This window comes from Enterobacter sp. BNK-8 (genome assembly GCF_048685095.1).
GTDB lineage: Bacteria > Pseudomonadota > Gammaproteobacteria > Enterobacterales > Enterobacteriaceae > Enterobacter > Enterobacter quasiroggenkampii.
Genome location: NZ_JBLQTN010000001.1, coordinates 4,636,435 through 4,661,828, shown reverse-complemented (window position 1 = coordinate 4,661,828; position 25,394 = coordinate 4,636,435). Strand labels below are relative to the sequence as shown.

Here is a 25,394-nt window from a genome sequence, read left to right as displayed (position 1 = left end):
CCCCGCGATTGCGAGGCAAACCAAATCGAAATGCTAATTCGCTTTTCGAATTATACGCTCTCTGCAGAGCCTGTCTCAGCAATGATTATGACAAAAATAATCACTGATGAGCCAGGTTCTGACGTGAAAGCGTGCAAAAAGGGCATCAAATGATGCCCTTTTATTGCGCATTGCGTCAAATGTTATCAGCAATTAGCCGAGAACTTTAGCAACCACGCCCGCGCCAACGGTACGGCCACCTTCACGGATTGCGAAACGCAGACCGTCGTCCATCGCGATTGGGTGGATCAGCGTCACAACCATCTTGATGTTGTCGCCTGGCATTACCATCTCAACGCCTTCTGGCAGTTCGATGGTACCGGTCACGTCAGTAGTACGGAAGTAGAACTGTGGACGGTAGCCTTTGAAGAACGGAGTATGACGGCCGCCTTCGTCTTTGGACAGGATGTACACTTCAGATTCGAACTTGGTGTGCGGCTTGATTGAGCCTGGCTTAGCCAGAACCTGACCACGTTCGATTTCTTCACGTTTGATACCACGCAGCAGAACACCAACGTTCTCACCAGCACGGCCTTCGTCCAGCAGTTTGCGGAACATTTCAACGCCAGTACAGGTAGACTTCGCAGTCTCTTTGATACCAACGATTTCAACTTCTTCACCAACTTTGATGATACCGCGCTCTACACGACCGGTAACAACGGTACCACGACCGGAGATGGAGAATACGTCTTCGATTGGCAGCAGGAATGGCTTGTCAATCGCACGCTCTGGTTCTGGGATGTAAGAATCCAGGAAGCCAGCCAGTTCGATGATTTTCGCTTCCCACTCTGCGTCGCCTTCCAGCGCTTTCAGAGCAGAACCACGAACGATTGGGGTATCATCGCCTGGGAAATCGTACTGAGACAGCAGTTCACGAACTTCCATCTCTACCAGTTCCAGCAGCTCTTCGTCATCAACCATGTCGCACTTGTTCAGGAACACGATGATGTAAGGAACGCCTACCTGACGACCCAGCAGGATGTGCTCACGAGTCTGAGGCATTGGGCCGTCAGTCGCAGCAACAACCAGGATCGCGCCGTCCATCTGCGCAGCACCGGTGATCATGTTTTTAACATAGTCGGCGTGGCCTGGGCAGTCTACGTGTGCGTAGTGGCGAGTCGGGGTGTCGTACTCAACGTGAGAGGTGTTGATGGTGATACCACGAGCTTTTTCTTCTGGTGCGTTATCGATCTGGTCGAATGCACGAGCAGAACCACCGTAGGTTTTTGCCAGAACGGTAGTGATTGCAGCGGTCAGCGTTGTTTTACCATGGTCAACGTGGCCGATAGTACCGACGTTAACGTGCGGTTTTGTACGTTCAAACTTTTCTTTAGACATCGATTGTCCCTCTAAGACACGGATAAATCGGTGATATCACCACATCAACCAGGCGAAATGCCTGAATTGTTGAATACAGTAAAATTGAAACAGAGAGAAACGGGAAGGAGAAGTGAAGTGGTGCTGATACCCAGAGTCGAACTGGGGACCTCACCCTTACCAAGGGTGCGCTCTACCAACTGAGCCATATCAGCACGTATTGGAGCGGGCAGCGGGAATCGAACCCGCATCATCAGCTTGGAAGGCTGAGGTAATAGCCATTATACGATGCCCGCATCCTGAAACTCGGCTACCCAGTTCTTTCTGTAACAAAAAAAGAGATTTCTCTCTTTTTCAGTTTGAGCTGGCTAATTTTTCCAACCAGCTCCGGCGGCATTTACGCTGCCAGAAAGTGGTGGTGGGGGAAGGATTCGAACCTTCGAAGTCTGTGACGGCAGATTTACAGTCTGCTCCCTTTGGCCGCTCGGGAACCCCACCGGACTTGATGGTGCCGACTACCGGAATCGAACTGGTGACCTACTGATTACAAGTCAGTTGCTCTACCTACTGAGCTAAGTCGGCATCAAGTAGCGCGCATTCTATGGATACCTGCGCGGTCATGCAACTAAAAATTTGCATAAAACGTTCTTTCGCTCACATTTTATGCGAACGAAGCGCTAAGCGCTGTAAAAGTAGTCATTGCGGGTCAAATAATCAACATGCACGCGTGATTTACACTATATACACCATAGCGTGACGGCTTCCGCGTAACGCAGCGCTATCCATCTTTTTTCTTATTATTCCTGCCATCTGGTGTTAACCTCCTGCCCATTGTCCAAAATTAACTGTGTGATGAGCCACGATCCGGCAGTGTAGCGCTGGCTCACTGAAGCATGCTTATGAGCAAAAAAGAGCAAACGTTAATGACGCCTTATCTTCACTTTAACCGCAGCCAGTGGGCTGCCCTGCGTGATTCCGTCCCTATGACGCTGACGGAAGGTGAAATCGCACGGTTAAAAGGGATAAACGAAGATCTGTCCCTTGAAGAGGTGGCAGAAATTTATCTCCCCCTCTCTCGCTTGCTTAACTTCTATATCAGCTCGAACCTGCGTCGTCAGGCGGTGCTGGAGCAGTTTCTCGGGACGAACGGTCAACGAATTCCTTATATCATCAGTATCGCAGGCAGCGTGGCCGTGGGTAAAAGTACCACCGCACGCGTTCTGCAGGCGCTGTTGAGCCGCTGGCCGGAACACCGCAGCGTGGAGCTGATCACGACCGACGGCTTCCTGCATCCAAACGAAGTCTTAAAAGAACGCGGGCTGATGAAGAAGAAAGGCTTCCCGCTCTCTTATGATATGCACCGTCTGGTGAAATTTGTCTCCGACCTGAAATCCGGCGTGCCTCACGTAACAGCGCCGGTCTATTCGCACCTGATCTACGATCGCATCCCGGGTGGGGATAAAACGGTGGTCCAGCCGGATATTCTCATTCTGGAAGGTCTGAACGTGCTGCAAAGCGGCATGGACTATCCTCACGACCCGCATCACGTCTTTGTCTCGGATTTCGTCGATTTCTCTATTTATGTCGATGCGCCGGAAGACCTGCTGCAGAACTGGTACATCAACCGCTTCCTGAAGTTCCGCGAAGGGGCCTTCACCGATCCGGACTCCTATTTCCACCACTATGCTCAGCTGTCTGAAGAAGAAGCGATCAATGTGGCCACGGGACTGTGGAATGAGATCAACTACGTGAACCTCAAAGAGAACATCCTGCCGACGCGCGAGCGTGCGAGCCTGATCCTCACCAAGAGCGAGAAGCACGCCGTCGACCAGATTCGCCTGCGGAAATAATAAAGCAGGCATAAAAAAACCGGCTTAGCGCCGGTTTTTTTCGTTATGCATGCGGCTTCTCGCCATTTTCATCCTGATCGACCGCAAAGCAGGCCACCAGCTGGCCGCCATAATCCTTCAGTTGCGGCTGTAGCTGGGTGCAGGGGCCAAAGCGGCGGCTGCAGCGGGCATTGAATGCACATCCCGGCGGCGGATTCAGCGGGCTTGGCAGCTCTCCCGTCAGCTTAATACGCTCACGACGATCGTCCGGGTTCAGACGCGGCGTCGCGGACAGCAGCGCCTGGGTGTACGGGTGGCGAGGGTTATTAAAGATCTGGTCTTTGGTCCCCTTCTCCACGCAGCGCCCCAGATACATCACCATCACTTCATCGGCAATATGCTCTACCACCGACAGGTCGTGGGAGATGAACACGTAAGAGAGTCCCAGCTCCTGCTGCAGATCCATCATCAGGTTCAGCACCTGCGCACGCACGGAGACATCGAGCGCCGACACCGGCTCGTCGGCAATCACTACGTCCGGGTCAAGCATCAGACCGCGTGCGATGGCGATACGCTGACGCTGGCCGCCGGAGAACATATGCGGATAGCGGTCGTAATGCTCGGTTTTGAGGCCGACCTTCGCCATCATCGCCAGCGCTTTTTCACGGCGCTGCTCTTTGCTCAGATTGCTGTTAATCAGCAGCGGTTCTTCCAGAATCTGCCCCACTTTTTTACGCGGGTTCAAAGAACCATACGGGTTCTGGAACACAATCTGGATTTTCTGGCGACGCAGCTTCTGCGCCTGCGGATCGTGCTTGAGCAGATCCTGGCCCTGATAATAAAGTTCACCGCCGGTCGGCACTTCAATCATCGTCAGCAGACGGCCCAGCGTCGATTTCCCGCAGCCTGACTCTCCCACCACCGCCAGCGTTTTACCGCGTTCGAGGTTAAAGGAGACGCCGTCCAGCGCTTTCACCAGGCGTTCAGGGGCAAACAGTCCCTTCTTCACTGGGTAATATTTTTTCAGGTCGATGGCCTGCAACAGCGGCTGTTGCGTGGTGGCCTGTTGCGTACTCATAGTGTTGGCCTCCCGGCATCATCGAGTGGGTAGTGGCATTTCGACTGACGACCGTCAGCCAGCTGGTTCAGCTCTGGCTCTTCCGTCCGGCATTTGTCCGTCGCATACGGACAGCGCGGATTGAGCAGACAGCCCTGCGGACGGTCATATTTACCCGGCACCACACCCGGCAGCGATGCCAGACGCGCTTTATCCTGAGCAAACTCCGGCAGCGCGCGTAAAAGCGCCTGGGTATACGGGTGACGCGGCGCGCGGAAGATATCGTGTGAATTTCCGGTCTCGACCACCTGGCCGGCATACATCACGATGATTTTGTGCGCGGCTTCGGCCACCAGCGCCAGATCGTGCGTAATCAGCACCAGCGCCATGTTCTCTTTCTGCTGCAGCTCCAGCAGCAGCTCGATGATTTGTGCCTGAATGGTCACATCCAGCGCCGTCGTCGGTTCATCCGCAATCAGCAGCTTTGGCCGACAGGCAATTGCCATGGCGATCATCACGCGCTGGCTCATCCCGCCGGAAAGCTGGTGCGGGTAAACGTCCAGACGCGAAGCCGGGTCAGGAATACCCACCTGGTTCAGGAGATCGATCGCCCGCTGACGACGGGTTTTCTTATTCCCGCCCTGGTGCACCTTAATCGCTTCCATAATCTGGAAACCGACGGTGTAGCATGGGTTCAGGCTGGTCATCGGATCCTGGAAAATCATCGCCACTTCCGCGCCCACCAGCTGGCGGCGCTGTTTTTCAGAAATGCGCTTCAGGTCCTGACCGTTGAACTGCAGGTTTTCCGCCATCACGCGGCCCGGGTAATCAATCAGCCCCATGATCGCCAGCGAGCTGACGGACTTACCGGAACCGGACTCTCCAACGATACCCACCACTTCGCCCTGATTTACGCTGTAGCTGATGCGGTCCACGGCGCGAAACGGGGTGCCTTCATCGCCGAAGTGCACCGATAATTTATCTACATTTAATAACGCCATCTCGTGCCTCTTACTGCTTCAGTTTGGGATCAAGCGCATCACGCAGGCCATCACCCATCAGGTTAAATGCCAGCACCGTCAGCAGGATTGCCAGACCCGGGAAGGTGACAACCCACCAGGCGCTTTGTGCGAACTGCAACACGTCGGAGAGCATGGTGCCCCACTCCGGTGTTGGCGGCTGCGCACCCATGCCCAGGAAGCCAAGAGCGGCCATATCAAGAATGGCGTTAGAGAAACCGAGCGACGCCTGAACAATCAGCGGCGCAAGGCAGTTCGGGAAGATATTGACAAACATCTGGCGCATCGCACCGGCCCCCGCTACGCGAGACGCCGTGACGTAGTCGCGGTTCACTTCCACCAGCACCGCCGCGCGGGTTAAACGCACGTAGTGAGGAAGCGCCACGAACGTCAGCGCCAGGGCGGCGTTGCCGATCGACGGACCGAAGATCGCCACCAGCACCAGCGCCAGCAGCAGGCTTGGCAGCGCCAGCATGATGTCGACGATACGCATGATGATGTTATCAACAATGCCGCCGAAGTAACCGGCAACCAGACCCAGTACGATCCCCATAATCAGGGATAACACCACCACCAGACAGCCGACCAGCAGCGACAGGCGCGCACCGTACATCAGACGCGACAGCACATCGCGGCCCACATCATCGGTCCCCAGCAGGTGCGCCAGGCTACCGCCGTCCTGCCAGGCAGGAGGGGAGAGCAACGCATCGCGGAACTGGTCCGCCGGGTTGTACGGCGCAAGCACGTTCGCAAATACCGCAATCAGGATCATGATAGCGACATACACCAGCCCCACCACCGCGCCTTTGTTGCGCTTGAAGTAGTGCCAGAACTCCTGCATCGGCGTCATCGGAACCGGTGCAGCAACAACTTTGTTTTCAGAAACCTGTGACATGATGGCCCCTTACTTCTTATGACGAATACGCGGGTTCACCACGCCGTACAGCAAATCGACCAGCAGGTTGACGAGGATAATCATCGTCGCGACCAGCAATACACCGCCCTGCACAACCGGATAGTCACGGCGCTGCAGCGCGTCAATCAGCCAGCGGCCCAGGCCCGGCCAGGAGAAGATGGTTTCGGTCAGGATCGCCCCCGCCAGCAACGTCCCCACCTGGAGACCGATAACGGTCACTACCGGCAGCATGGCGTTACGCAGCGCATGGACGATGATGACGCGCATACGCGTCAGGCCCTTGGCGCGGGCGGTGCGGATGTAATCCTCACCCAGCACTTCCAGCATCGATGAACGAGTCATACGGACGATCACCGCCAGAGGAATGGTGCCCAGCACCATGGCAGGCAGGATCATATGCGCGACGGCATCCATGAAGTTGCCCTCTTCACCCCAGATAGCCGTATCAATCAGCATAAAGCCGGTGAGCGGGTTGGAGTCGTCCAGGAAGACCATATCGCTGACGCGCCCGGAAACTGGTGTCAGGTTAAGCTGCACCGAGACCAGCATGATCAGCATCATACCCCACCAGAAGATAGGCATGGAGTAGCCGGTCAGCGCGAGGCCCACGGCGGTATGGTCAAAAATAGAGCCACGCTTGACGGCAGCCAGTACCCCAACAGGGATACCCACCGCGGTGGCGAAAATCATGGCGCAGACGCCAAGCTCCAGTGTCGCTTTAAAACGCGGCACGAACTCGTCCCACACCGGAAGACGGCTTTTCAACGAAATCCCTAAATCACCGTGCAGCACGCCCCAGATATAGTGGAGATACTGCTGCCACATCGGCTTATCGAGACCGAGTTCAGCCAGCAGCTGTGCATGGCGCTCAGGGGAAATACCACGCTCGCCCGCCATAATCATTACCGGGTCGCCGGGGATCATATGGACGAAGGCAAAAGTGAGAAGGGTGATACCGATAAACGTGGGGATAACAAGTCCCAGACGTCGGAGGATGAACTGCAACATAACCCGGATTCTCTCTGATGACGCACGACCAGTGGCGTGACGTCTGTATTGCTCACAAATCTTATCCCCTCTCCTTTCAGAGAGAGAATTAAGCACTGCTGCCGGGTGGCGCTACGCTTACCCGACCTACAGACCGTAGGCCAGTGCAAGCGCAGCGCCGCCTGGCGTTGCTTTTAATTATTCAACCGATACGTTTTCGAAGTGGTGTTTGCCCAGTGGATCAACCACGTAGCCTTTCACTTCTTTACGCACTGGCTCGTACACGGTGGAGTGAGCAACAATCAGCGCCGGAGCCTGATCGTGCATAACAACCTGTGCCTGCTTGTACAGTTCAATACGTTTGTTGTGATCGTCGGTCGCACGCGCCGGCTGGATCAGGTCTTCAAACGGCTTGTAGCACCAGCGAGAGTAGTTAGAACCGTCTTTTGCCGCCGCGCAGCTGAACAGGGTGGCGAAGAAGTTGTCCGGATCCCCGTTATCACCGGTCCAGCCCATCATGACTGCCTGGTGCTCACCCGCTTTGGCGCGCTTCAGGTACTCGCCCCACTCGTAGGTCACAATCTTGGCCTGAACGCCAATCTTAGCCCAGTCAGCCTGAACCATTTCTGCCATACGGCGTGCGTTCGGGTTGTACGGACGCTGTACCGGCATCGCCCACAGCTCAACGGTGAAGCCTTTATCCTGGCCCGCTTCTTTCAGCAGCGCTTTCGCTTTCTCAGGATCGTAGGAGTAATCTTTAACGTCGTCGTTATAGCCCCACATGGTTGGTGGGATCAGGTTTTTGGCTGCAACGCCAGCGCCCTGGTAAACCGCCTTGATAATCGCTTCTTTGTTCACCGCGTAGGTCAGCGCCTGACGCACTTTCACGTCATCAAACGGTTTCTTCTCGGTGTTGAAGGAGAGATAGCCCACGTTCAGGCCAGCCTGCTCCAGCAGGTTGATGTTCTTGTCCTGCTTCATGCGGGCGATGTCTGCCGGGTTCGGGTATGGCATCACCTGGCATTCGTTTTTCTGCAGTTTTGCATAACGTACGGACGCATCAGGCGTGATGGAGAAGACCAGACGGTCAATCTTCGGCTTGGTGCCCCAGTAGCCTTCGAATGCTTTATACAGAATACGGGAGTCTTTCTGGTACTGCAGCAGCTGGAATGGACCGGTACCGATTGGGTTCAGGTCGACTTTCTCCGGCGTACCGGCTTTCAGCATGTTATCTGCGTACTCTTTGGACAGAATAGAGGCGAAGTCCATGGCCAGGTCAGCCAGGAACGGCGCTTCAGGACGCGTCAGCACGAACTGAACGGTATTATCGTCCACTTTTTTCACTTCAGAGATCAGATCCGGCAGGCCCATCCCTTCGAAGTATTCATAGCTGCCGCCAGAGACTTTGTGGTACGGGTTCTGGGCGTTTTTCTGACGGTCGAAGGAGAACACAACGTCGTCGGCATTAAAGTCGCGCGTTGGTTTGAAATCTTTGCTGTCCTGCCACTTCACGCCCTGGCGCAGGTGGAAGGTATAGGTTTTACCGTCTTCGCTGACGTCCCACTTCTCAGCCAGACCCGGAATCACTTCCGTGGTACCGGTTTTGAATTCAACCAGACGGTTATAGATCGGTACAGAGCTTGCGTCGTACGTCGTACCAGAGGTAAAGAGCTGTGGGTTAAAGCCTTCCGGCGAGCCTTCAGAACAGTAAACCAGGGTTTTTGCCTGTACGCTTGCTGCCACGGTCATAGCCACCAGGCTCAGACCAAGCTTCAGCATCCCTGACTTCTTCAAGGAAATACTCATTATTCTGCTCCAATGTGATGTTTTGCTTTGTTGTGTTACGCCGCCAGACCTTTATTTATTTTTTACCCGGTCCGGTCGGAGGTGCCCGAAGGCGTTAAAGGGATGGAGAATCCTTTCAGAAGAGCGTTTGAGTTGCAGCGCAGATCGTCCCTGAAATGCCCCTCATGCCCTACAATCTGTCAACAGAATGTGAAAACGTCAATACAGGTGACGGGGATTTACGCTGAGTGTGAGAAACCGCAAACAAAGATTAAAAAAACCATGAGCGCCAGTTTTCAGCAGGGAAATTTATGCTACTCGCCATGTTGCAGCACAACTCTCTCCCTATTTCGCCACAATCAGTGATTAACTTTTATTCAGAATGGGTAAATTTTCTTGCAGAATGGTGATTATCTGAGCACTAAATACCGCGAACGTTAAAACGCACAGCGAAAAATGCTGAGGTTATCCATAAGCAACGCGAAAAAAGATCAATCTATATATAAAAAAATACAATGGATTATGTCACAAAATCGTTAACAGACAGGGAGAAGCCGGTCTAACAGGCATTTTGGATACTCTGGTGGGGTAAGGTCATAATGCAAAAAGGGCTAACCTTGCGGTTAGCCCTTTTCAGAATGTGGTCGGCGAGAGAGGATTCGAACCTCCGACCCACTGGTCCCAAACCAGTTGCGCTACCAAGCTGCGCTACTCGCCGAATGCGGAGCGCATCTTACTGCTGAGGTGCGCCCCCGTCAATCCCTTATTTTCAAAAAGCCATTCAACTGGCGATATTCTCGCCAGAGCAGCTACTGCGCGGCTTTTGCGCTGTTATCGGGGAGTTTACACCAGTTGTTGTTTTCGTTAATTCCACCATCCGGTGAGGTATAGCCGAGACAACCCATGATGGTGTCATACAGCTCAACGTGACGACGCGGCACCTTCATCTCCGCCTCTTTCTTCAGCTGAGCAAACATCTTCGCTTTCTGCGGGTCTTCCAGATACTTGTCGGACATCCACACCATCATTGGCACGCGGAACTGCTCCGGCGGCGCCATCTTGCGTGGCGTACCGTGGAGATGCTCGTATTCATTGATGGATTCACCGTGGTCTGCCGCATAGAAGACGATCGCTTTCTTATCACGAACCTGGTCAATCACCGTATCAATAAAGTGATCCACATACATCACGGAGTTGTCGTAGGAGTTAATCAGCTGAGCCTTGGTGCAGTCTTTATCCACCCCGACACATTCCGGCGTCCATTTGGCAAAGCTACGCGGATAGCGTTGGGTGTAATTAAAGTGCGACCCTTTGGTATGCAGGATGATCATGTGCTTGCCATCAGGCTTACCGTTGAGGGAGAGTTTCATCTCATCTATCAGCAGCATGTCATCGACAGGTTTTCCACGGTTGCGCGCCTCTGCGCCAATCTGCTCGCGGTAGGAAATGTTTTGCGCCATGGTGTTGCTGTAGAACCACATCTCACTCTGCATCGCATAGAGGTCAGACGTAAATCCAAGCTGATGCAGCACCGAGAAGACGTTTTGCTCTTTTAGCGTACGCTGCGGGTTGTCACTCGCCCCGCCTTCGCGCACAAACATGCAGCGCAGGGAGAGCTTGGTGGCGGTATCACAGGAATAGCCACGATAGGCAATCAGGTTCTTTTCCTGCGCCAGTTTCGGCGTGGTATCTCGGTTATAGCCGAGAATGCCCATATGATCCCAGCGCGTGGTCTCTCCGATAATAAAGACGACGTAGGTATCGTCGATATCCTTTGGCGCAACATAGGTAAATTTCTTCGCCGGGTTTATCAGCGACTTATTATCCGAGGATTCATCCACCTGCGCCCACGCATACAGCCCCAGCGCGGAGATCCAGTTAGACGGCAAATACGAGTTGGCGACCACACCGCCATAGCTTGGCAGATCCACGCCGGAGGTACGTTCATCATTCTTCTGCTTCACTTCCAGCAGGCGAATCGGCCCCCAGACCATCAGGCCCGCCAGCAACACCACGGCGACGCTTCTGAATCGCTTTCCGGGCGTGCGGATCTGGTGAACCAGCGTGTAGCGGCAGCGGTTGCTCCAGATGAGCAGCAGCGGCAAGGCGCTGACGGCCACCAGCCAGAGAATAAAGTGGAGCCCTACAACCTCTTTAGAGAGGTCGATATCCGTGGTCATCACCGAGGCAATAATGCCGTAGCCAATCACCACGTTCATAAAGGTCATGTAATAGCTGGCACCCGCCGAGCACAGCACGATAAACGTTGCCAGCACTCGCCACACGCGACGGCCAAACAGGGTAAGAATACGGAATAAAAAGAAGGTGACCAGTACCGCAGCGACCAATTCGACAACCGCTGCAATTCCTTTCCAGACGGTAAAATCATGCGCATAACCGTCAAACCGACGAAAAAAAACTGCGCCATTCATAAACAGGCCGATGTACAACGCCAGCAAAAAGCAGAGCTTTTGTTGCGCCATCGATTTAATGTATTTCATGCAAGCTACCCGGAACAAGGGACAGTACCACCGCCCACGCTGATTATTACGTGGGCAGATTACATATACGCACAGGGGATCGTTCAGTGAAACGACGACAGGCGTGGTAAGTAGACCACAGAGGAAGGGAAAAGTGGCAGCAGAGTGTGTGATCGGTACAGTTATTTACAAAAAACACTTCAGGAATTTGACAACGCCAGCAAAGCCTCGGTTTTCACATAAGAAACAGGCCGGATAACCGGCCTTATTTAACGTCTCAGGCGTGCACCTCTTTGAAGACTTCACGCTGCGGCTGACGAATCGTCGTGGACAGCGCCAGCGAGATAATCAGCAAGGCAAAGATCACGCAGAAGGTCACGTAGAACCCGCCGAACAGGGAGGCAATCAGCGAGCCGCAGATACTGCCAATCCCGAAGCCCAGATAGATAACCCCATAGTTTTTCGCCAGATTGTTCAGGCCAAAGAACTCGCTCACCAGTGACGGGAAGACGGTAATGGTGCCGCCGAAGTTAAAGGCCACGCAGGCAATCGCCGCGAAGAAGGTGACTTCATTCAGCGGAGCGAACAGCAGCGCCGCCATACCGACCAGCGAAACCACCTGCCCAATCGTAATCACGCGGATGCGGGCAATTTTGTCAGACAGAATACCGAGGACCAGACGACCTGAGAGGTTAGCAATGGAAATCACGGTCACCGCGTTGGCCGCCGTGGCTGCATCCAGTTTCACCATCCCCTGCGCGATATCTTTCGCCACGCCGATGACATACAGACCGCTCATGCAGGCCGTCAGGAACATCACCGCCAGCATCCAGTACTGTGGCTTACGTATGGACTGCGCGAGGGTGAAGTCGTTCTCCACCACGCCGTTTACAGATTTCACTTCCTGCTGCGGCGCATCTTTCATCAGCGTGGCGCCGAACAGAATCATCACCAGCACGATAGCGCCCCAGATCATGAAGGTTTTTTCGAGACCGACGGACGCCAGCAGATGGGCGTCGATAAATTTGAACCCGAGGCTGCCCAAACCGTAAGAACCAATGGCAAACGCCGAGATTAAGCCTTTACGTTCCGGGAACCACTTCACGCAGTTTGACAGCGTCAGCAGATACCCCGCACCGTCCGCCAGCCCCACCAGCACGCCAGCGCTTAGCCACAACATCATCAGGTTGCTGGAATGCGCGGTCAGGAAAAAGCCCAGCCCCAGCAGGATGCCGGACGCCATTGTCACGCGCTTCACGCCAAAACGCTCCTGCAGCTTACCCGCGACGGAAGATGAAATCGCCAGACCCAGACTCAGCAAACCAAAGGAGAACGCGACCTGACTGACCGGAGCGCCGAGTTTGTCGGAAAGCGCGCTGTTAAACAGGCTCCAGGTATAGACCGACCCCAGCGCAAACTGAGTGACGATGGTACCAAAGAGCGTGAGCCAGCGCGTGCGGTTATAGGTTGATGTGTTCATGGCAGTTGTCCTGCAAGAGAAATTAAGGAAGTTCGCTGAGGTCAACGATAAACAAAACCTTAATATGCCTGGGGTAAAACGGCATGAAATGCAGGCGGAACGGAATGAAATGCCTGGAATCGGGAATGAATGACCTGGCACGGGAATAAAGCGATAGCGTGTTAGTACCTGCTATCGCTGTAAACCCTGTGGTTGTTGTATTCGAGATGTTATCGTAACGTTTAAAAAAGTAACAACTCTAGAAATTCGCGCTGACGCCGAGGGTGTATAAAAACTCCTCACCGGTAGTGGTATGCTCCCCCTGAGCCAACGACGCATAGGCCGCCATGTGGGTATTAAAGGGAATATCCGTTCCTACGGTGACATCCATCCAGCTACCGTTTTGAGCAGGGGCGGGCGTTTGTGGCATACCAAACTGCGATTTCCACTGGTTTTCACCAAACTGCTGGTTATAGCTGATCTGCGCCCAGGGTCGGAGGTCGCCGTACTGGGTATTCACGCGCCACCCCAGCGTGCTGATGCTGGCATGCCAGAGCGGGTCCGTGACTGACTGTGTCGACGCGCTATCCCCAAACTCGTTGATCATCATGGGAGCCGTGCCGTCATAACGCCACGCCACCACCGGGCCAGTGGTGATGCGCGCTGAAACGGGAAAATTCCAGCCCACGCTCATCGCCCCCTCTGCCGTACTGCCAGACGGTATATTCAGGGTAAGACCCGGGCGTTTTGCGAAGACTGAATACGCTCAGCGAGAATATCCTCATAGCGCGGTTGGTGATCCGCGTCCCATGTATAGCGTTCCGCCGTATTATTTTGGGCGTCTGAAACGATATATTCCTGTTGCCAGGCAGACGCTGTATTACAAAAAAACAGGCAGGCTGAAATTCCCACCAGGCCAGACACAGCATGGCGACCACTGATTTTTTTTATCATCATCAACGCGACCCCAGAGAGAGCCGAATTCGGCGATATTTGTCGTTATTCAGGAAGAGCTTATAGCCCTGTATTAACTATTGTCTTTATAGTAAACACGTCAAGCCGGTCAGAACGAATTTTTTGCAAAATCAGTATCAATAAGGGAGATGACGGATGGAACGTTGCGGTTGGGTAAGCCAGGATCAGCTTTATATCGACTATCACGATCGGGAATGGGGCGTGCCGGAAACGGATGGTAAAAAGCTCTTTGAGATGATCTGCCTTGAGGGCCAGCAGGCGGGGTTGTCATGGATTACGGTACTGAAGAAACGCGAAAATTACCGCAACGCCTTCCATCAGTTCGATCCCGTCGCCGTCGCCGCGATGACCGATGAGGACGTGGAACGACTGGTGCAGGATGCCGGCATCATCCGCCATCGCGGTAAGATCCAGGCCATCATCGGTAACGCACGGGCTTATCTGGCGATGGAGCAAAACGGCGAATCATTTTCAGATTTTGTCTGGACGTTTGTGAACAACACTCCGCAAGTCACGCACGCCGCCACGCTCGCGGACATCCCGGCCTCCACCCCAGCCTCGGATGCGCTCTCGAAGGCCCTGAAAAAACGCGGCTTTAAGTTTGTCGGCTCCACCATCTGCTACGCCTTTATGCAGGCCTGTGGCCTGGTCAACGACCACGTTACCGGCTGCTTCTGTCATCCGGGAGGCCATCATGATCCGCAAATGGCAAAGTGAAAATACCGCGCCGCTTCTGAGCCTGTGGCTTGAAAGCACCACAGAAGCGCATCCGTTTATCGCGCCGAATTACTGGAAAGAGAATGAGGCCATGGTGCGGGATGTTTACCTGCCGTCCGCTGAAACCTGGGTCTGGGAACAGGATGGCGAGCCATACGGATTTATCAGCGTGATGCAGTCTCAGTTTGTCGGCGCCCTGTTTGTGGCGCCGTCATGCATCGGGAAAGGGATCGGGCGCGCGCTGCTGAACCATGTTCAACAGCGCTTTCCGCACTTAACCCTGGAGGTGTATCAGAAAAATGTCCGGGCGGTGAACTTCTACCATGCGCAGGGCTTTCGCATTGAAGACAGCGCCTGGCAGGATGACACCCAGCACCCGACGTGGATCATGAGCTGGCAGGCGGATCAAACGCCGTTAAGGTAAGCTCGGGACCCGTATATTTCTCGACCCAGGCCAGCGCCGTGTTTCCTGCGCAGCCATTCCCCAGCTTCGAGCTGGGGAGATCTTTGGTCAGCACATTAACCGCCCCGTTTTTACAGATACCGCCTTCGGCGAGCTCAAGGTCAGGCCATGCGCCCTGATGAATGCAGATCACGCCCGGCTTAATCCCGTCGCTCACCACCGCCCCTGCCAGCACCTGCCCGCGTGAGTTCCAGACGCGCACCACGTCGCCGTCCGCAATCCCGCGCGCTTTCGCGTCGAGGGTATTCAGCGTGATCGGCTCTCGCCCGGCGACCGCATACTGCTCGCGCAGGGAGGTATAGTTAAGCTGACTGTGCAGACGGTGCGCAGGATGGGCAGACAACACCTGCAGCTGATCCGGCCGGGCGTTGCCGTGCCATTCGTCCGGCTCGAGCCACGTAGGATGCGGCGGGCAGTCAGCATAGCCAAAGCTGGCGATACGCTCGCTATAGATCACAATCTTTCCGCTCTCGGTTTTCAGCGGATGGTTCTCCGGATCGCGTCGAAAATCAGCGAAACGAACAAACTGCGCGTTCTGTTCGCTCTCCGGCATTTCAATAATCTGGTTCGCCTCCCAGAACTCAGCAAATGGCGGAAGCGTCACGCCCTGCGCCGCGCCGCGCTGCCCGGCAATCTGGTAGAAGGTCTCCAGCCATTGCAGATCGCTTTTCCCTTCAGTAAAACGCGCGCGACCGCCCGCTTCCCACAGTTCGCTCAGTTCAGCAAACACGTCAAAATCGTCACGCGCTTCATCACGCGGGGCCACCACGCGCTTCATCGGGACCATATGCTGATTGCTGTAGTCGCCGGTCATGGTGAGATCGTTACGCTCAAACGAGGTGGTCGCCGGGAGGACGATATCGGCGTGTTTCGCCGAAGCGGTCCAGAAGCACTCTGAAATGACCACCAGCTCCGGCTTCTGCCAGGCGCGGATCAGGCGATTGGTATCCTGATGGTGCGTGAAGTTTGACCCGCCCGCCCACCAGACAAATTTAATATCCGGGAAGTGGCGGTCCAGACCATTGTGCTGATAGAAACCGCCCGGATTTTCCAGGGCTTCAACAATACGCGCCACCGGGATTTTATCCACCGCATCCACGCCGCCCTGCACTGAGCCCTGCAAAGACGCCAGCACCGCCGCTTTACGCGTGGGGTTACCACCATTGGCAAAATGATAGGAGAGACCAAAACCGCCGCCCGGCGTACCGATCTGCCCAAGCATCGCGGCAAGGGTCACCAGCATCCAGTGTTTCTGCTCGCCATACTGCTGGCGCTGCATCCCCCAGCCGGACATTAACATCGTGGCATTTTTATGAAATAACGCCGCCAGTTCGCGGAGTTTATCCGCAGGAACACCGCAAATCTCTGCTGCCCACTCTGCCGTTTTCGCCACGCCATCGGACTGGCCCGTCAGGTAGTCGGCGAACTTATCGAAGCCGGTGGTACAGCGCGTCAGGAATTCGACATCGTGCCAGCCGTTTTCCACCAGCGTATGGGCGATACCCAGCATCATTGCCACGTCGGTGCCCATATGCGGGGCAATCCACTCGGCGCTGTCGCCGAAGAAATCCAGGGTTTCAGAGCGCATCGGGTCAATGCAGATGATGCGCTTGCCGCTTTTGCGCAGCGCGTCGAAATAGCCAATGCCCTGCTCGTCGCTGGCATTCCAGGCAATTTTCAACGTGTTAAGAGGGTTAGCGCTCCACAGCACCACCACATCGGTATGCGCCAGCACCAGCGGCCAGCTGGTCTGCTGCTGATACACTTCGTTCCCGCCCACGACGTACGGCATGATCGCCTGCGCCGCACCGGTGGAGTAATCCCCCAGATGACCGGTATAGCCTCCCGCCAGGCTCATATAGCGCTGCAGCAGCGTCGACGCCTTATGCAGCACCCCGTTAGAGCGCCAGCCGTAGGACCCGGCGAAAATCGACGACGGACCGTAACTGTCGCGAATGCGCTTGTGCTGGGTGTGGATCAGCGCCAGCGCGTCATCCCAGCTCACGCGAACAAACTCATCCTGCCCACGAATACCCTGCGGCTTGTCCGGCGAGGCCAGAAAACCTTTACGCACCATCGGCCAGCGCACGCGCGTTTTGCTATGCACCTGATCGCGAACGACGGTCTGTAAAGAGTTGGGATGTTGTGTTGGCAATGCTCCGCGAGACGACAGAACATTTTCGCCATCGGTTTCGACCAGCATCGGCCCCCAGTGGGCGGCGGTCAGAATGGTTTTCGTTGAGGTGCTCAAGCGTGCGCTCCTGGTTGCGTGCAGGTTTACGGCCTTCTTGTTGAGGCCGTTTATGGTTTGTCACAAATTTCAGAGTTATACCCGGAATTTTCTCCGTATCTGGACGTCATAATCAACTGCCACGCTCGCCGTGGCAAAGAATAAAAAGGATTAAGGAAAGAAGATGAAAAAACGCGTACTCGTTATTGCCGCTCTGGTGAGCGGTGCCCTGGCTGTTTCTGGCTGCACAACCAACCCTTACACCGGTGAACGCGAAGCGGGTAAATCCGGCATTGGCGCGGGTATCGGCTCGCTGGTCGGCGCAGGCGTTGGGGCGCTCTCCTCCTCCAAGAAAGACCGCGGCAAAGGCGCGCTGATTGGCGCAGCAGCGGGCGCAGCGCTGGGCGGCGGCGTTGGCTATTACATGGACGTGCAGGAAGCAAAACTGCGCGACAAAATGAAGGGAACCGGCGTGAGCGTGACGCGCAGCGGCGATAACATCATCCTGAACATGCCGAACAACGTGACCTTCGACAGCAGCAGCGCAACGCTGAAACCGGCTGGCGCGAATACCCTGACCGGCGTGGCGATGGTGCTGAAAGAGTACAATAAGACCGCGGTGAACGTGATGGGCTACACCGACAGCACCGGCAGCCAGGATCTGAACATGCGTCTGTCCCAGCAGCGCGCCGATGCCGTGGCCAGCTCACTCATCACCCAGGGCGTTGAAGCAAACCGCATCCGCACCAGCGGCATGGGCCCTGCCAACCCTATCGCCAGCAACAGCACGGCGGAAGGCAAAGCGCAGAACCGCCGCGTAGAGATTACGTTAAGCCCAATTCAGTAGGTAAAAGCAAAACGGCAACCCCGTTGCCGTTTTTAGTGTTTGCGCCCTCTCCCGTGGGAGAGGGTTGGGGTGAGGGCATCAGACCGCAACCTCCGGTAAGCGCAGCACCACCGGGCAAATTACTTGATTCGTCCGATTTTCCCGCTAAGGTATTCTCACTAAATTCAGGGAAATCAGTGATGAGCAAACCAGCCCGGGCCACCATCAGCGACGTGGCGAAAGCCGCCAAAACCGGTAAAACCAGCATTTCGCGCTATCTTAACGGCGAGAAACACCTGCTGTCCGATGCGTTGCTGGCGCGTATTGAACAGGCCATTGCCGATCTCGACTACCGTCCCAGCCTCATGGCGCGCGGGCTCAAACGCGGCCGCACCCGCCTTATCGGGCTGATCATCGCCGATATCACCAACCCCTACTCCGTGAACGTGCTCAGCGGTATCGAAGCCGCCTGTCGCGAGAAAGGCTTTACGCCGCTGGTCTGTAATACCAACAACGAAGTCGACCAGGAACTGCATTATCTCGACCTGCTGCGCAGCTATCAGGTGGAAGGGATTGTGGTCAACGCGGTAGGCATGCGTGAAGAAGGATTAAATCGCCTGCAGCAATCCTCCCTGCCCATGGTCCTCATCGACCGTAAAATCCCGGAATTTGCCTGCGACGTGGTCGGGCTGGACAACACCCAGGCCGCGACGACCGCCACCGAACATCTGATTGAACAGGGCTTCGAGGCCATTCTGTTTCTGAGTGAACCGCTGGGAATGGTCAACACCCGTCGTGAACGCCTGAGCGCATTTCGCGCCACGCTGGAGCGTTATCCCGGCGTGATCGCCGAAAATGCCGAAACGCCGCTACACGAAGCCGCGCAGCTCGACAACATCCTGCGTCAGTTCCACATGCGCCATCGTGGGATGCGAAAAGCCGTTATCTCCGCCAACGGGGCGTTGACCCTGCAGGTTGCCCGCTCGCTCAAGCGCATTGGCCTGCACTGGGGCAGCGACATTGGTCTGCTGGGATTCGATGAACTGGAGTGGGCGGAACTGGCTGGCGTAGGCATTACCACCCTCAAACAGCCCACCTGGCAGATTGGCTATGCTGCTGTTGAACAAGTGGTTCGTCGCATTGAAGGCACCAGCGATGCTGTTCGCGAGCAGGTCTTCTCCGGTGAACTGATCGTTCGTGGCTCTACCGCGCGTTAAATTTCCCTTGTGATAGCGATCATAAATTCAACATCCTGACCTTTTCTTTGGAACCGGTTCCATCTAGCGTAATAGTATTGATATGTTGCGATGGAGTCCGAAGATGGGCAGGAAAATTATGGTGGTCACCGCCGCGTACGGTGCGGAACAGGTGCGGCAGGCGGGCGGTCAACGGGCAATACTTCCCGTTATTGCTGGCGCGGGGGCAGACGGCGTGGAGATCCGCCGGGAACTGTTCAACAGCGAAGAGCTGCTGGCGCTGCCTGCGCTGGGCGAATCCATTGAGCTGCTGGGCCTGCTGGCGTGCTACTCCGCACCCGCCGCCCTGTTTATGCCCGACGGCACCCTCAACCCGGACCTGCCACACTATCTCTCTGAAGCCAACACCCTGAACGCCCTGTGGCTAAAGGTTTCCCTCGGCCATTTCAGCGACACGCAACCGCTCGACGCCCTGCGTACGCTGCTGATTACCAGCGGCATGGCGCTGGTCGTGGAGAACGATCAGACCGACTGCGGACAGCTCGCGCCCATGCAGCGCTTCCAGGCCACCTGTCGGGAAATGGCGCTCCCCGTCACGCTGACCTTCGACATGGGCAACTGGCTGTGGGTGGGCGACTCACCGGAAGAGGCCGCGCGTCATCTGGCCCCTGCGGTGAGCTATATCCACGTGAAAGCCGCCGTGCCGCATAAAGATAACTTCCGCGCCGTCGCACCGGACCGCGCCGATGCACGCTGGCTGGATCTGCTCGGCCAGCTGCCTGCCGATGCCCCGCGCGGTATCGAATTCCCGCTGGAAGGGTCGGATTTAACCGCCGTTACCCGCCATTACGTCAACCTGCTGCGCGAGGAGTAAACCATGCACAAGACGCTGGATGTCATCACGATTGGTGAAGCCATGGCCATGTTTGTCGCCACCGAAACGGGCGAGCTGAGTGCGGTGGAGCACTTTATCAAACGCGTCGCAGGCGCAGAGCTGAACGTCGCGACCGGCCTGGCGCGTCTCGGCCTGAACGTGGGCTGGGTCAGCCGCGTGGGGGATGACAGCTTTGGCCATTTCGTTCTCGATTCGCTGAAAAAAGAGGGGATTGATGCCGCTGGCGTCACCCTTGACGGACGCTTCCCTACCGGCTTTCAGCTTAAATCCAAGGTCGAAAATGGAACCGATCCCATCGTAGAGTATTTCCGTAAAGGCTCGGCCGCAAGCCACCTCTCTGTCGCGGATTACCACGCCGATTACTTTGCCTCCGCGCGCCATCTTCATCTGAGCGGCGTGGCAGCCGCGCTGTCTGCCAGCTCGTATGAACTGCTGGATCATGCGGCAGCTACCCTGAAAGCCCAGGGCAAAACGATCTCGTTCGATCCGAATTTGCGCCCGGTGCTGTGGAAAAGCGAAGCGGAAATGGTGGAGAAACTGAACCGTCTGGCGTTCAGGGCGGACTGGGTTCTGCCAGGCCTGAAAGAAGGGATGATCCTGACCGGCGAAAGCACGCCGGAAGGCATTGCTGACTTCTACCTGAATAAAGGGGTAAAAGCGGTGGTGCTGAAGACCGGTGCCGATGGCGCATGGTTTAAAACGGCCAACGGTGAACAGGGTGCGGTCGCGGCAGTGAAGGTCGAGAACGTGGTCGACACCGTCGGCGCGGGCGACGGCTTTGCCGTGGGCGTGATTAGCGCCCTGCTGGAAGGCAAAACGCTGCCGCAGGCCGTCGCGCGAGGCAACAAGATTGGCTCGCTGGCCATTCAGGTGCAGGGCGACAGCGAAGGATTACCAACGCGAGCACAGCTCGGCGTTTAAATTCCTTCTCCCTGTGGGAGAGGGCCAGGGTGAGGCAGCAAGCCGCACCAAATAATTAAGCCACCGTGTACCCTACAGACAACGGCGGTAACAACCTCAACAACAGAGGCAAGCCTATGAACAGTTCGACCAATGCAGTAAAACGCTGGTGGTACATCATGCCAATCGTGTTTATCACGTACAGCCTGGCGTACCTTGACCGTGCCAACTTCAGCTTCGCGTCCGCAGCAGGGATCACCGAGGACCTCGGGATCACCAAAGGTATCTCCTCCCTGCTGGGTGCCCTTTTCTTCCTGGGCTACTTCTTCTTCCAGATCCCCGGCGCGATTTATGCGGAACGCCGCAGCGTGCGTAAGCTGATCTTCATCTGTCTGATCCTGTGGGGCGCCTGCGCGTCACTGACCGGCATGGTGAACAATATTCCTGCCCTGGCCGCCATTCGCTTTATCCTCGGCGTCGTTGAGGCGGCGGTTATGCCCGCGATGCTGATCTACATCAGCAACTGGTTTACCAAATCTGAGCGCTCGCGCGCGAATACCTTCCTGATCCTCGGTAACCCGGTCACGGTACTGTGGATGTCGGTGGTGTCGGGCTACCTAATCCAGTCCTTCGGCTGGCGCGAGATGTTTATCATTGAAGGGGTGCCGGCGATTATCTGGGCCTTCTGCTGGTGGGTGCTGGTGAAAGATAAACCTGCCCAGGCGAAGTGGCTTTCCGAAGATGAAAAAGCAGCGCTGCAGGCGCAACTGGATAAAGAACAGCAAGGTCTGAAGGCGGTACGTAACTATGGTGAAGCCTTCCGCTCGCGTAACGTGATCCTGCTCTGCGCACAGTATTTTACCTGGAGCATTGGCGTGTACGGCTTTGTGCTGTGGCTGCCGTCCATTATCCGCAGCGGCGGTGAAAACCTCGGCATGGTCGAAGTAGGCTGGCTGTCATCCGTACCGTATCTGGCGGCAACCATCGCGATGATCATCGTCTCCTGGGCGTCGGACAAGCTGCAGAACCGCAAGCTGTTTGTCTGGCCGCTGCTGCTGATTGCTGCCTTCGCCTTTATTGGCTCCTGGGCCGTGGGCGCAAACCACTTCTGGGTCTCTTATACGCTGCTGGTGATTGCCGGTGCCGCCATGTACGCCCCGTACGGACCGTTCTTCGCCATCATCCCCGAGATGCTGCCACGTAACGTTGCGGGTGGCGCGATGGCGCTGATTAACAGTATGGGTGCACTGGGTTCGTTCTGCGGCTCCTGGTTCGTGGGTTACCTGAACGGTGCCACCGGCAGTCCGTCCGCATCGTACATCTTTATGGGGGTGGCGCTTTTCGCCTCGGTGTGGCTTACTCTGATTGTTAAGCCTGCTAATAATCAACAACACCCTGTCGGCGCTCGCCACGCCTGAATCCTTAAAAAAATCAACGGAGATTAGCATGAAGCCGTCCGTCATTTTGTATAAAGCCCTGCCGGAAGATCTGCAGAAACGTCTTGAAGAGCACTTCACCGTCACGCAGGTGAAGAACCTGCGCCCGGAAACCGTGGCACAGCACGCCGACGCGTTCGCCAGCGCCGAGGGCCTGCTGGGTTCAAGCGAAAAAGTGGATGTCGCCCTGCTGGAGAAAATGCCGAAGCTTCGTGCTACCTCAACCGTTTCCGTGGGTTACGACAACTTCGACGTGGATGCCCTAAACGCCCGCAAGATCCTGCTGATGCATACGCCGCATGCCCTGACGGAAACCGTGGCCGATACGCTGATGGCGCTCATGCTCACCACGGCCCGTCGCGTGGTGGAAGTGGCTGAGCGCGTCAAAGCGGGCGAATGGACAAAGAGCATTGGTCCGGACTGGTTCGGTGTGGATGTTCACGGCAAAACGCTGGGCATTGTCGGTATGGGGCGTATCGGGCTGGCGCTCGCGCAGCGCGCGCATTTTGGTTTTAACATGCCGATTCTGTATAACGCGCGTCGCCATCACAGTGAAGCCGAAGAACGCTTCAACGCCCGTTACTGCGAGCTGGATACCCTGCTGCAGGAAGCCGATTTTGTCTGCCTGGTTCTGCCGCTGACGAACGAAACCCGTCATCTGATCGGCAAAGAGGCGTTTGAAAAAATGAAGACGTCCGCCATTTTCATCAACGCGGGTCGTGGCCCGGTGGTGGATGAGAAGGCGCTGATTGAGGCCCTGCAAAACGGTGAGATCCATGCCGCAGGTCTGGACGTGTTTGAGCAGGAACCGCTGCCGGTAGATTCGCCACTGCTTTCGCTGCCTAACGTGGTTGCTCTGCCCCACATCGGCTCAGCCACCCATGAGACGCGCTACAATATGGCGGCCACCGCGGTTGATAATCTGATTGCCGCATTAGGTGGAAAGGTGGAGATAAACTGCGTGAACCCGCAGGTGCAACGGTAGAAACGAAAAAACCCGCCAGAAGGCGGGTTTTTAAATTCTTTGCTACTGGGTTGGAAGCTTACAGGCTTACAACGTTACCAGCTGCTGGGCCTTTAGCGCCGCTTTCGATGGTGAAGGACACTTTCTGACCTTCGTCCAGAGATTTGTAGCCATCGTTCTGGATAGCAGAGAAGTGTACGAACACGTCTTTAGAGCCATCGTCAGGAGTGATGAAGCCGAAACCTTTATCAGCGTTGAACCATTTTACCAGACCAGTCATTTTAGCAGACATAGAAATTACCTTATTAACAAATATATTGTGCCTTCCGGCTTGATGGATTGCGTTACAGATTTTTAAGCGATGAAGGAAGGGTCACTACGAAGGGTATCTATGGATAACAATCTGGACTGCTTTACTAAACTGCTTTAGGTCTGTGTAACAAACCGACGGGAACAGTTATACCGATGTGGTAGAGGAATGACAAGCGTTATTTTCTGTATGCATAAAAAAACCCCGCCAGAAGCGGGGTTTTTCGTCTTATTCTGTGGCAGTGACTGCCGCACTCCAGGCCTGGCTAAAGGCCTGATGCTGGGAGGCCAGCGGCCCAATCAGCGTATTGTACTGGCTTGCCTGCTGCGAGGTCGGGAACTGAATACCGTTGGCAACAAAGCTCACCTGCGTATTCTGCTGGGCGATAAAGTCACCCACCTGGACCAGCTGCTGCGTGAAGATTTGCGCGGCTGGAATCAACGGCTGCAGTGCTTCAGACGGTTTGGTCACCACTTTCTCATACACTTTGTCGAAGACCGGTTTGAGATCGTCGCCCTGCTTCAGCGCAGAACGTGACGCGTCAGCCTGCATTTTCGCATTTTGCAACTGCTGGCTCAGCACGCCAAGCGCACCGTTGGACTGGCGCAGCGGTTCACGCTGCGTCATGTAATCCTGTGGAACGCGGATGGCGTTCACGCTATCCACTACCGGGCGGATACCGGAATCCATCGCCTGGCTCACCTGCTGTGAATAACCATAAAGAATGGCGTAATCGGACACGAAGGGGCCAAACTGTTTTTTCTGATCCGCAGTCAGCGTCGGCAACCGCTCGCCGCTGCGCATCACTGTATTCTGCAGAAAATCGATAAACGCTTTGCGCTGATCGCCTTCTTTATCAAAACACCCACTCAGGCTAACAACCATCAACAACGCCGCAATAGGCGCAAACCAGCGAGAGCAGGACTTTCCTGTCGCCATTTTATTACTCCTTTCACCCAAAAAAGCGCACACCGGCACACGCGTGCCCGACGCTGACAAGGATAGTCCAGGTCAGCCTTGCAAGATACTCTTTTCATGCAAAACGGCTATTGCCGATTTATTTCTTATCATTTACAAAAAAATACCTGGCGAAGCCGACATATGACTAATCAGGGAATTAGCATAACTCTCCATATTGCTGAATCGGATACAGCGATCGTTACCGCACGATTAATCACACCCGTGACGATCCTGGGTTGGTATTAGGGACTATTCTTAATTGGCTCTCTGATGTTCTTGATCACGATGTGAGATTTAAGAGGAGTCCTCAATGGAATATAAAGATCCTGAGTTTGAACTGCTGAGCAGTCTGGAACAGATCATTTTTAAAGATGTACCGCAGACGATTACCCTGCAACAAAAATCCAATCCCTTTACAGAATATGAGCAATTGCGCAAAGGGACAGGACTGAAAACCGAAGAATTCGCCAGAGCGATGGGTGTCAGCGTGGCTATGGTGCAGGAGTGGGAGTCAAAACGTGAGAAACCCACCCCAACCGAGTTAAGGCTGATGCGCCTGATTCAGGCCAACCCTGCACTCAGCAAACAGATAGCGTAGTGAAGATTGAATGCCCCCGCCTTTGCGGGGGCTTGT

21 protein-coding genes, 5 tRNA genes and 1 pseudogene are annotated in these 25,394 nt (G+C 55.4%); 10 read left to right on the top strand and 17 right to left on the bottom strand.

What is annotated here, in order from left to right; genetic code table 11:
• Positions 1–192 precede the first annotated feature (192 nt).
• The 5 genes from tuf to ACMGGU_RS22485 form a co-directional block, all read right to left on the bottom strand.
• Positions 193–1,377 (bottom strand): elongation factor Tu, encoded by a 1,185-nt coding sequence (tuf, locus tag ACMGGU_RS22505; RefSeq protein ID WP_014830236.1) that lies wholly within the window; start codon positions 1,375–1,377, stop codon positions 193–195.
• A 118-nt stretch (positions 1,378–1,495) separates the two neighbouring features.
• Positions 1,496–1,571: transfer RNA gene (locus tag ACMGGU_RS22500), tRNA-Thr, on the bottom strand.
• A gap of 6 nt (positions 1,572–1,577) precedes the next feature.
• Positions 1,578–1,652 (bottom strand) — tRNA-Gly (locus ACMGGU_RS22495).
• 117 nt (positions 1,653–1,769) lie between these two features.
• Positions 1,770–1,854: transfer RNA gene (locus ACMGGU_RS22490), tRNA-Tyr, on the bottom strand.
• Positions 1,855–1,862: 8 nt separating this feature from the next.
• Positions 1,863–1,938 (bottom strand) — tRNA-Thr (locus ACMGGU_RS22485).
• A gap of 317 nt (positions 1,939–2,255) precedes the next feature.
• On the opposite strand from ACMGGU_RS22485, the gene coaA reads away from it, so the two are divergent.
• Positions 2,256–3,206, top strand: a complete 951-nt coding sequence (gene coaA / locus ACMGGU_RS22480; RefSeq protein WP_021242480.1) for a type I pantothenate kinase — start codon at positions 2,256–2,258, stop codon at positions 3,204–3,206.
• 43 nt (positions 3,207–3,249) lie between these two features.
• Here the strand turns inward: coaA and dppF are convergent, their stop codons facing one another.
• The 9 genes and pseudogenes from dppF to ACMGGU_RS22435 form a co-directional block, all read right to left on the bottom strand.
• The gene (gene dppF / locus ACMGGU_RS22475; protein ID WP_032644494.1) at positions 3,250–4,263 is read right to left on the bottom strand and encodes a dipeptide ABC transporter ATP-binding subunit DppF; all 1,014 of its coding nucleotides are present in this window, start codon (positions 4,261–4,263) and stop codon (positions 3,250–3,252) included.
• On the bottom strand, positions 4,260–5,243 hold the full coding sequence (gene dppD / locus ACMGGU_RS22470; RefSeq protein WP_047746334.1) for a dipeptide ABC transporter ATP-binding protein: 984 nt from the start codon (positions 5,241–5,243) through the stop codon (positions 4,260–4,262). Before dppD ends, dppF begins: the two co-directional genes overlap by 4 nt.
• A gap of 10 nt (positions 5,244–5,253) precedes the next feature.
• Positions 5,254–6,156: a dipeptide ABC transporter permease DppC gene (dppC, locus tag ACMGGU_RS22465; protein WP_048028029.1), complete on the bottom strand. Its 903-nt coding sequence runs from the start codon at positions 6,154–6,156 to the stop codon at positions 5,254–5,256.
• A gap of 9 nt (positions 6,157–6,165) precedes the next feature.
• Positions 6,166–7,185, bottom strand: a complete 1,020-nt coding sequence (gene dppB / locus ACMGGU_RS22460) for a dipeptide ABC transporter permease DppB (RefSeq protein WP_008502770.1) — start codon at positions 7,183–7,185, stop codon at positions 6,166–6,168.
• A gap of 177 nt (positions 7,186–7,362) precedes the next feature.
• Positions 7,363–8,970: a dipeptide ABC transporter periplasmic-binding protein DppA gene (gene dppA / locus ACMGGU_RS22455; protein WP_045907856.1), complete on the bottom strand. Its 1,608-nt coding sequence runs from the start codon at positions 8,968–8,970 to the stop codon at positions 7,363–7,365.
• Positions 8,971–9,590: 620 nt separating this feature from the next.
• Positions 9,591–9,667, bottom strand: a tRNA-Pro gene (locus ACMGGU_RS22450).
• A 91-nt stretch (positions 9,668–9,758) separates the two neighbouring features.
• A complete protein-coding gene (gene eptB, locus ACMGGU_RS22445; RefSeq protein ID WP_048226604.1) occupies positions 9,759–11,450 on the bottom strand; it encodes a kdo(2)-lipid A phosphoethanolamine 7''-transferase in 1,692 nt (563 codons plus the stop codon).
• Between the two features lie 256 nt (positions 11,451–11,706).
• Positions 11,707–12,909, bottom strand: a complete 1,203-nt coding sequence (locus tag ACMGGU_RS22440) for an MFS transporter (protein WP_420300942.1) — start codon at positions 12,907–12,909, stop codon at positions 11,707–11,709.
• 238 nt (positions 12,910–13,147) lie between these two features.
• Positions 13,148–13,845: pseudogene (locus ACMGGU_RS22435) on the bottom strand (autotransporter domain-containing protein).
• A gap of 153 nt (positions 13,846–13,998) precedes the next feature.
• On the opposite strand from ACMGGU_RS22435, the gene tag reads away from it, so the two are divergent.
• Together tag and ACMGGU_RS22425 are read left to right on the top strand one after the other, a co-directional pair.
• Complete coding sequence (tag, locus tag ACMGGU_RS22430; RefSeq protein WP_111967681.1) at positions 13,999–14,580, top strand: DNA-3-methyladenine glycosylase I; 582 nt, start codon at positions 13,999–14,001, stop codon at positions 14,578–14,580.
• Positions 14,558–15,004: an N-acetyltransferase gene (locus ACMGGU_RS22425; RefSeq protein ID WP_063622838.1), complete on the top strand. Its 447-nt coding sequence runs from the start codon at positions 14,558–14,560 to the stop codon at positions 15,002–15,004. The genes tag and ACMGGU_RS22425 overlap by 23 nt, the downstream gene beginning before the upstream one ends.
• Here the strand turns inward: ACMGGU_RS22425 and ACMGGU_RS22420 are convergent.
• Positions 14,967–17,246: a molybdopterin guanine dinucleotide-containing S/N-oxide reductase gene (locus ACMGGU_RS22420; protein WP_420300989.1), complete on the bottom strand. Its 2,280-nt coding sequence runs from the start codon at positions 17,244–17,246 to the stop codon at positions 14,967–14,969. The two genes, ACMGGU_RS22425 and ACMGGU_RS22420, sit on opposite strands and share 38 nt — an antisense overlap.
• A gap of 211 nt (positions 17,247–17,457) precedes the next feature.
• Here ACMGGU_RS22420 and ACMGGU_RS22415 point away from each other — a divergent pair, with 211 nt between their 5' ends.
• From ACMGGU_RS22415 to ghrB, 6 genes are all read left to right on the top strand, one after another.
• Positions 17,458–18,120, top strand: a complete 663-nt coding sequence (locus ACMGGU_RS22415) for an OmpA family lipoprotein (RefSeq protein ID WP_024909080.1) — start codon at positions 17,458–17,460, stop codon at positions 18,118–18,120.
• Between the two features lie 179 nt (positions 18,121–18,299).
• On the top strand, positions 18,300–19,316 hold the full coding sequence (locus ACMGGU_RS22410) for a LacI family DNA-binding transcriptional regulator (protein WP_126534945.1): 1,017 nt from the start codon (positions 18,300–18,302) through the stop codon (positions 19,314–19,316).
• A gap of 103 nt (positions 19,317–19,419) precedes the next feature.
• A complete protein-coding gene (locus tag ACMGGU_RS22405; RefSeq protein WP_420300941.1) occupies positions 19,420–20,169 on the top strand; it encodes a sugar phosphate isomerase/epimerase family protein in 750 nt (249 codons plus the stop codon).
• A 3-nt stretch (positions 20,170–20,172) separates the two neighbouring features.
• On the top strand, positions 20,173–21,111 hold the full coding sequence (locus ACMGGU_RS22400; protein WP_126534947.1) for a sugar kinase: 939 nt from the start codon (positions 20,173–20,175) through the stop codon (positions 21,109–21,111).
• A 116-nt stretch (positions 21,112–21,227) separates the two neighbouring features.
• Entirely contained in the window at positions 21,228–22,508 is a 1,281-nt protein-coding gene (locus tag ACMGGU_RS22395) for an MFS transporter (RefSeq protein WP_045907864.1), read from the top strand.
• Positions 22,509–22,536: 28 nt separating this feature from the next.
• Positions 22,537–23,511, top strand: coding sequence for a glyoxylate/hydroxypyruvate reductase GhrB (ghrB, locus tag ACMGGU_RS22390; RefSeq protein ID WP_069720483.1), 975 nt, complete (start codon positions 22,537–22,539; stop codon positions 23,509–23,511).
• A gap of 58 nt (positions 23,512–23,569) precedes the next feature.
• Here the strand turns inward: ghrB and cspE are convergent, their stop codons facing one another.
• Complete coding sequence (gene cspE / locus ACMGGU_RS22385) at positions 23,570–23,782, bottom strand: RNA chaperone/antiterminator CspA (RefSeq protein ID WP_003860775.1); 213 nt, start codon at positions 23,780–23,782, stop codon at positions 23,570–23,572.
• A gap of 246 nt (positions 23,783–24,028) precedes the next feature.
• Entirely contained in the window at positions 24,029–24,739 is a 711-nt protein-coding gene (locus tag ACMGGU_RS22380) for a DUF3053 domain-containing protein (RefSeq protein ID WP_024909075.1), read from the bottom strand.
• A gap of 331 nt (positions 24,740–25,070) precedes the next feature.
• Here ACMGGU_RS22380 and ACMGGU_RS22375 point away from each other — a divergent pair, with 331 nt between their 5' ends.
• Positions 25,071–25,358, top strand: coding sequence for an HTH-type transcriptional regulator (locus tag ACMGGU_RS22375; protein ID WP_008502755.1), 288 nt, complete (start codon positions 25,071–25,073; stop codon positions 25,356–25,358).
• Positions 25,359–25,394 lie beyond the last annotated feature (36 nt).

Excerpts from the sequence above, each read along its gene's own strand:
- coaA (WP_021242480.1), top strand. The coding sequence starts at position 2,256 with ATGAGCAAAAAAGAGCAAACGTTAATGACGCCTTATCTTCACTTTAAC.
- tuf (WP_014830236.1), bottom strand. The coding sequence starts at position 1,377 with ATGTCTAAAGAAAAGTTTGAACGTACAAAACCGCACGTTAACGTCGGT.
- ACMGGU_RS22415 (WP_024909080.1), top strand. The coding sequence starts at position 17,458 with ATGAAAAAACGCGTACTCGTTATTGCCGCTCTGGTGAGCGGTGCCCTG.
- ACMGGU_RS22410 (WP_126534945.1), top strand. The coding sequence starts at position 18,300 with ATGAGCAAACCAGCCCGGGCCACCATCAGCGACGTGGCGAAAGCCGCC.
- ACMGGU_RS22420 (WP_420300989.1), bottom strand. The coding sequence starts at position 17,246 with ATGCTGGTCGAAACCGATGGCGAAAATGTTCTGTCGTCTCGCGGAGCA.
- ACMGGU_RS22400 (WP_126534947.1), top strand. The coding sequence starts at position 20,173 with ATGCACAAGACGCTGGATGTCATCACGATTGGTGAAGCCATGGCCATG.
- tag (WP_111967681.1), top strand. The coding sequence starts at position 13,999 with ATGGAACGTTGCGGTTGGGTAAGCCAGGATCAGCTTTATATCGACTAT.
- eptB (WP_048226604.1), bottom strand. The coding sequence starts at position 11,450 with ATGAAATACATTAAATCGATGGCGCAACAAAAGCTCTGCTTTTTGCTG.
- dppA (WP_045907856.1), bottom strand. The coding sequence starts at position 8,970 with ATGAGTATTTCCTTGAAGAAGTCAGGGATGCTGAAGCTTGGTCTGAGC.
- dppD (WP_047746334.1), bottom strand. The coding sequence starts at position 5,243 with ATGGCGTTATTAAATGTAGATAAATTATCGGTGCACTTCGGCGATGAA.
- ACMGGU_RS22375 (WP_008502755.1), top strand. The coding sequence starts at position 25,071 with ATGGAATATAAAGATCCTGAGTTTGAACTGCTGAGCAGTCTGGAACAG.
- dppC (WP_048028029.1), bottom strand. The coding sequence starts at position 6,156 with ATGTCACAGGTTTCTGAAAACAAAGTTGTTGCTGCACCGGTTCCGATG.
- ACMGGU_RS22380 (WP_024909075.1), bottom strand. The coding sequence starts at position 24,739 with ATGGCGACAGGAAAGTCCTGCTCTCGCTGGTTTGCGCCTATTGCGGCG.
- ACMGGU_RS22405 (WP_420300941.1), top strand. The coding sequence starts at position 19,420 with ATGGGCAGGAAAATTATGGTGGTCACCGCCGCGTACGGTGCGGAACAG.
- cspE (WP_003860775.1), bottom strand. The coding sequence starts at position 23,782 with ATGTCTGCTAAAATGACTGGTCTGGTAAAATGGTTCAACGCTGATAAA.
- ACMGGU_RS22425 (WP_063622838.1), top strand. The coding sequence starts at position 14,558 with ATGATCCGCAAATGGCAAAGTGAAAATACCGCGCCGCTTCTGAGCCTG.
- ghrB (WP_069720483.1), top strand. The coding sequence starts at position 22,537 with ATGAAGCCGTCCGTCATTTTGTATAAAGCCCTGCCGGAAGATCTGCAG.
- dppF (WP_032644494.1), bottom strand. The coding sequence starts at position 4,263 with ATGAGTACGCAACAGGCCACCACGCAACAGCCGCTGTTGCAGGCCATC.
- dppB (WP_008502770.1), bottom strand. The coding sequence starts at position 7,185 with ATGTTGCAGTTCATCCTCCGACGTCTGGGACTTGTTATCCCCACGTTT.
- ACMGGU_RS22395 (WP_045907864.1), top strand. The coding sequence starts at position 21,228 with ATGAACAGTTCGACCAATGCAGTAAAACGCTGGTGGTACATCATGCCA.
- ACMGGU_RS22440 (WP_420300942.1), bottom strand. The coding sequence starts at position 12,909 with ATGAACACATCAACCTATAACCGCACGCGCTGGCTCACGCTCTTTGGT.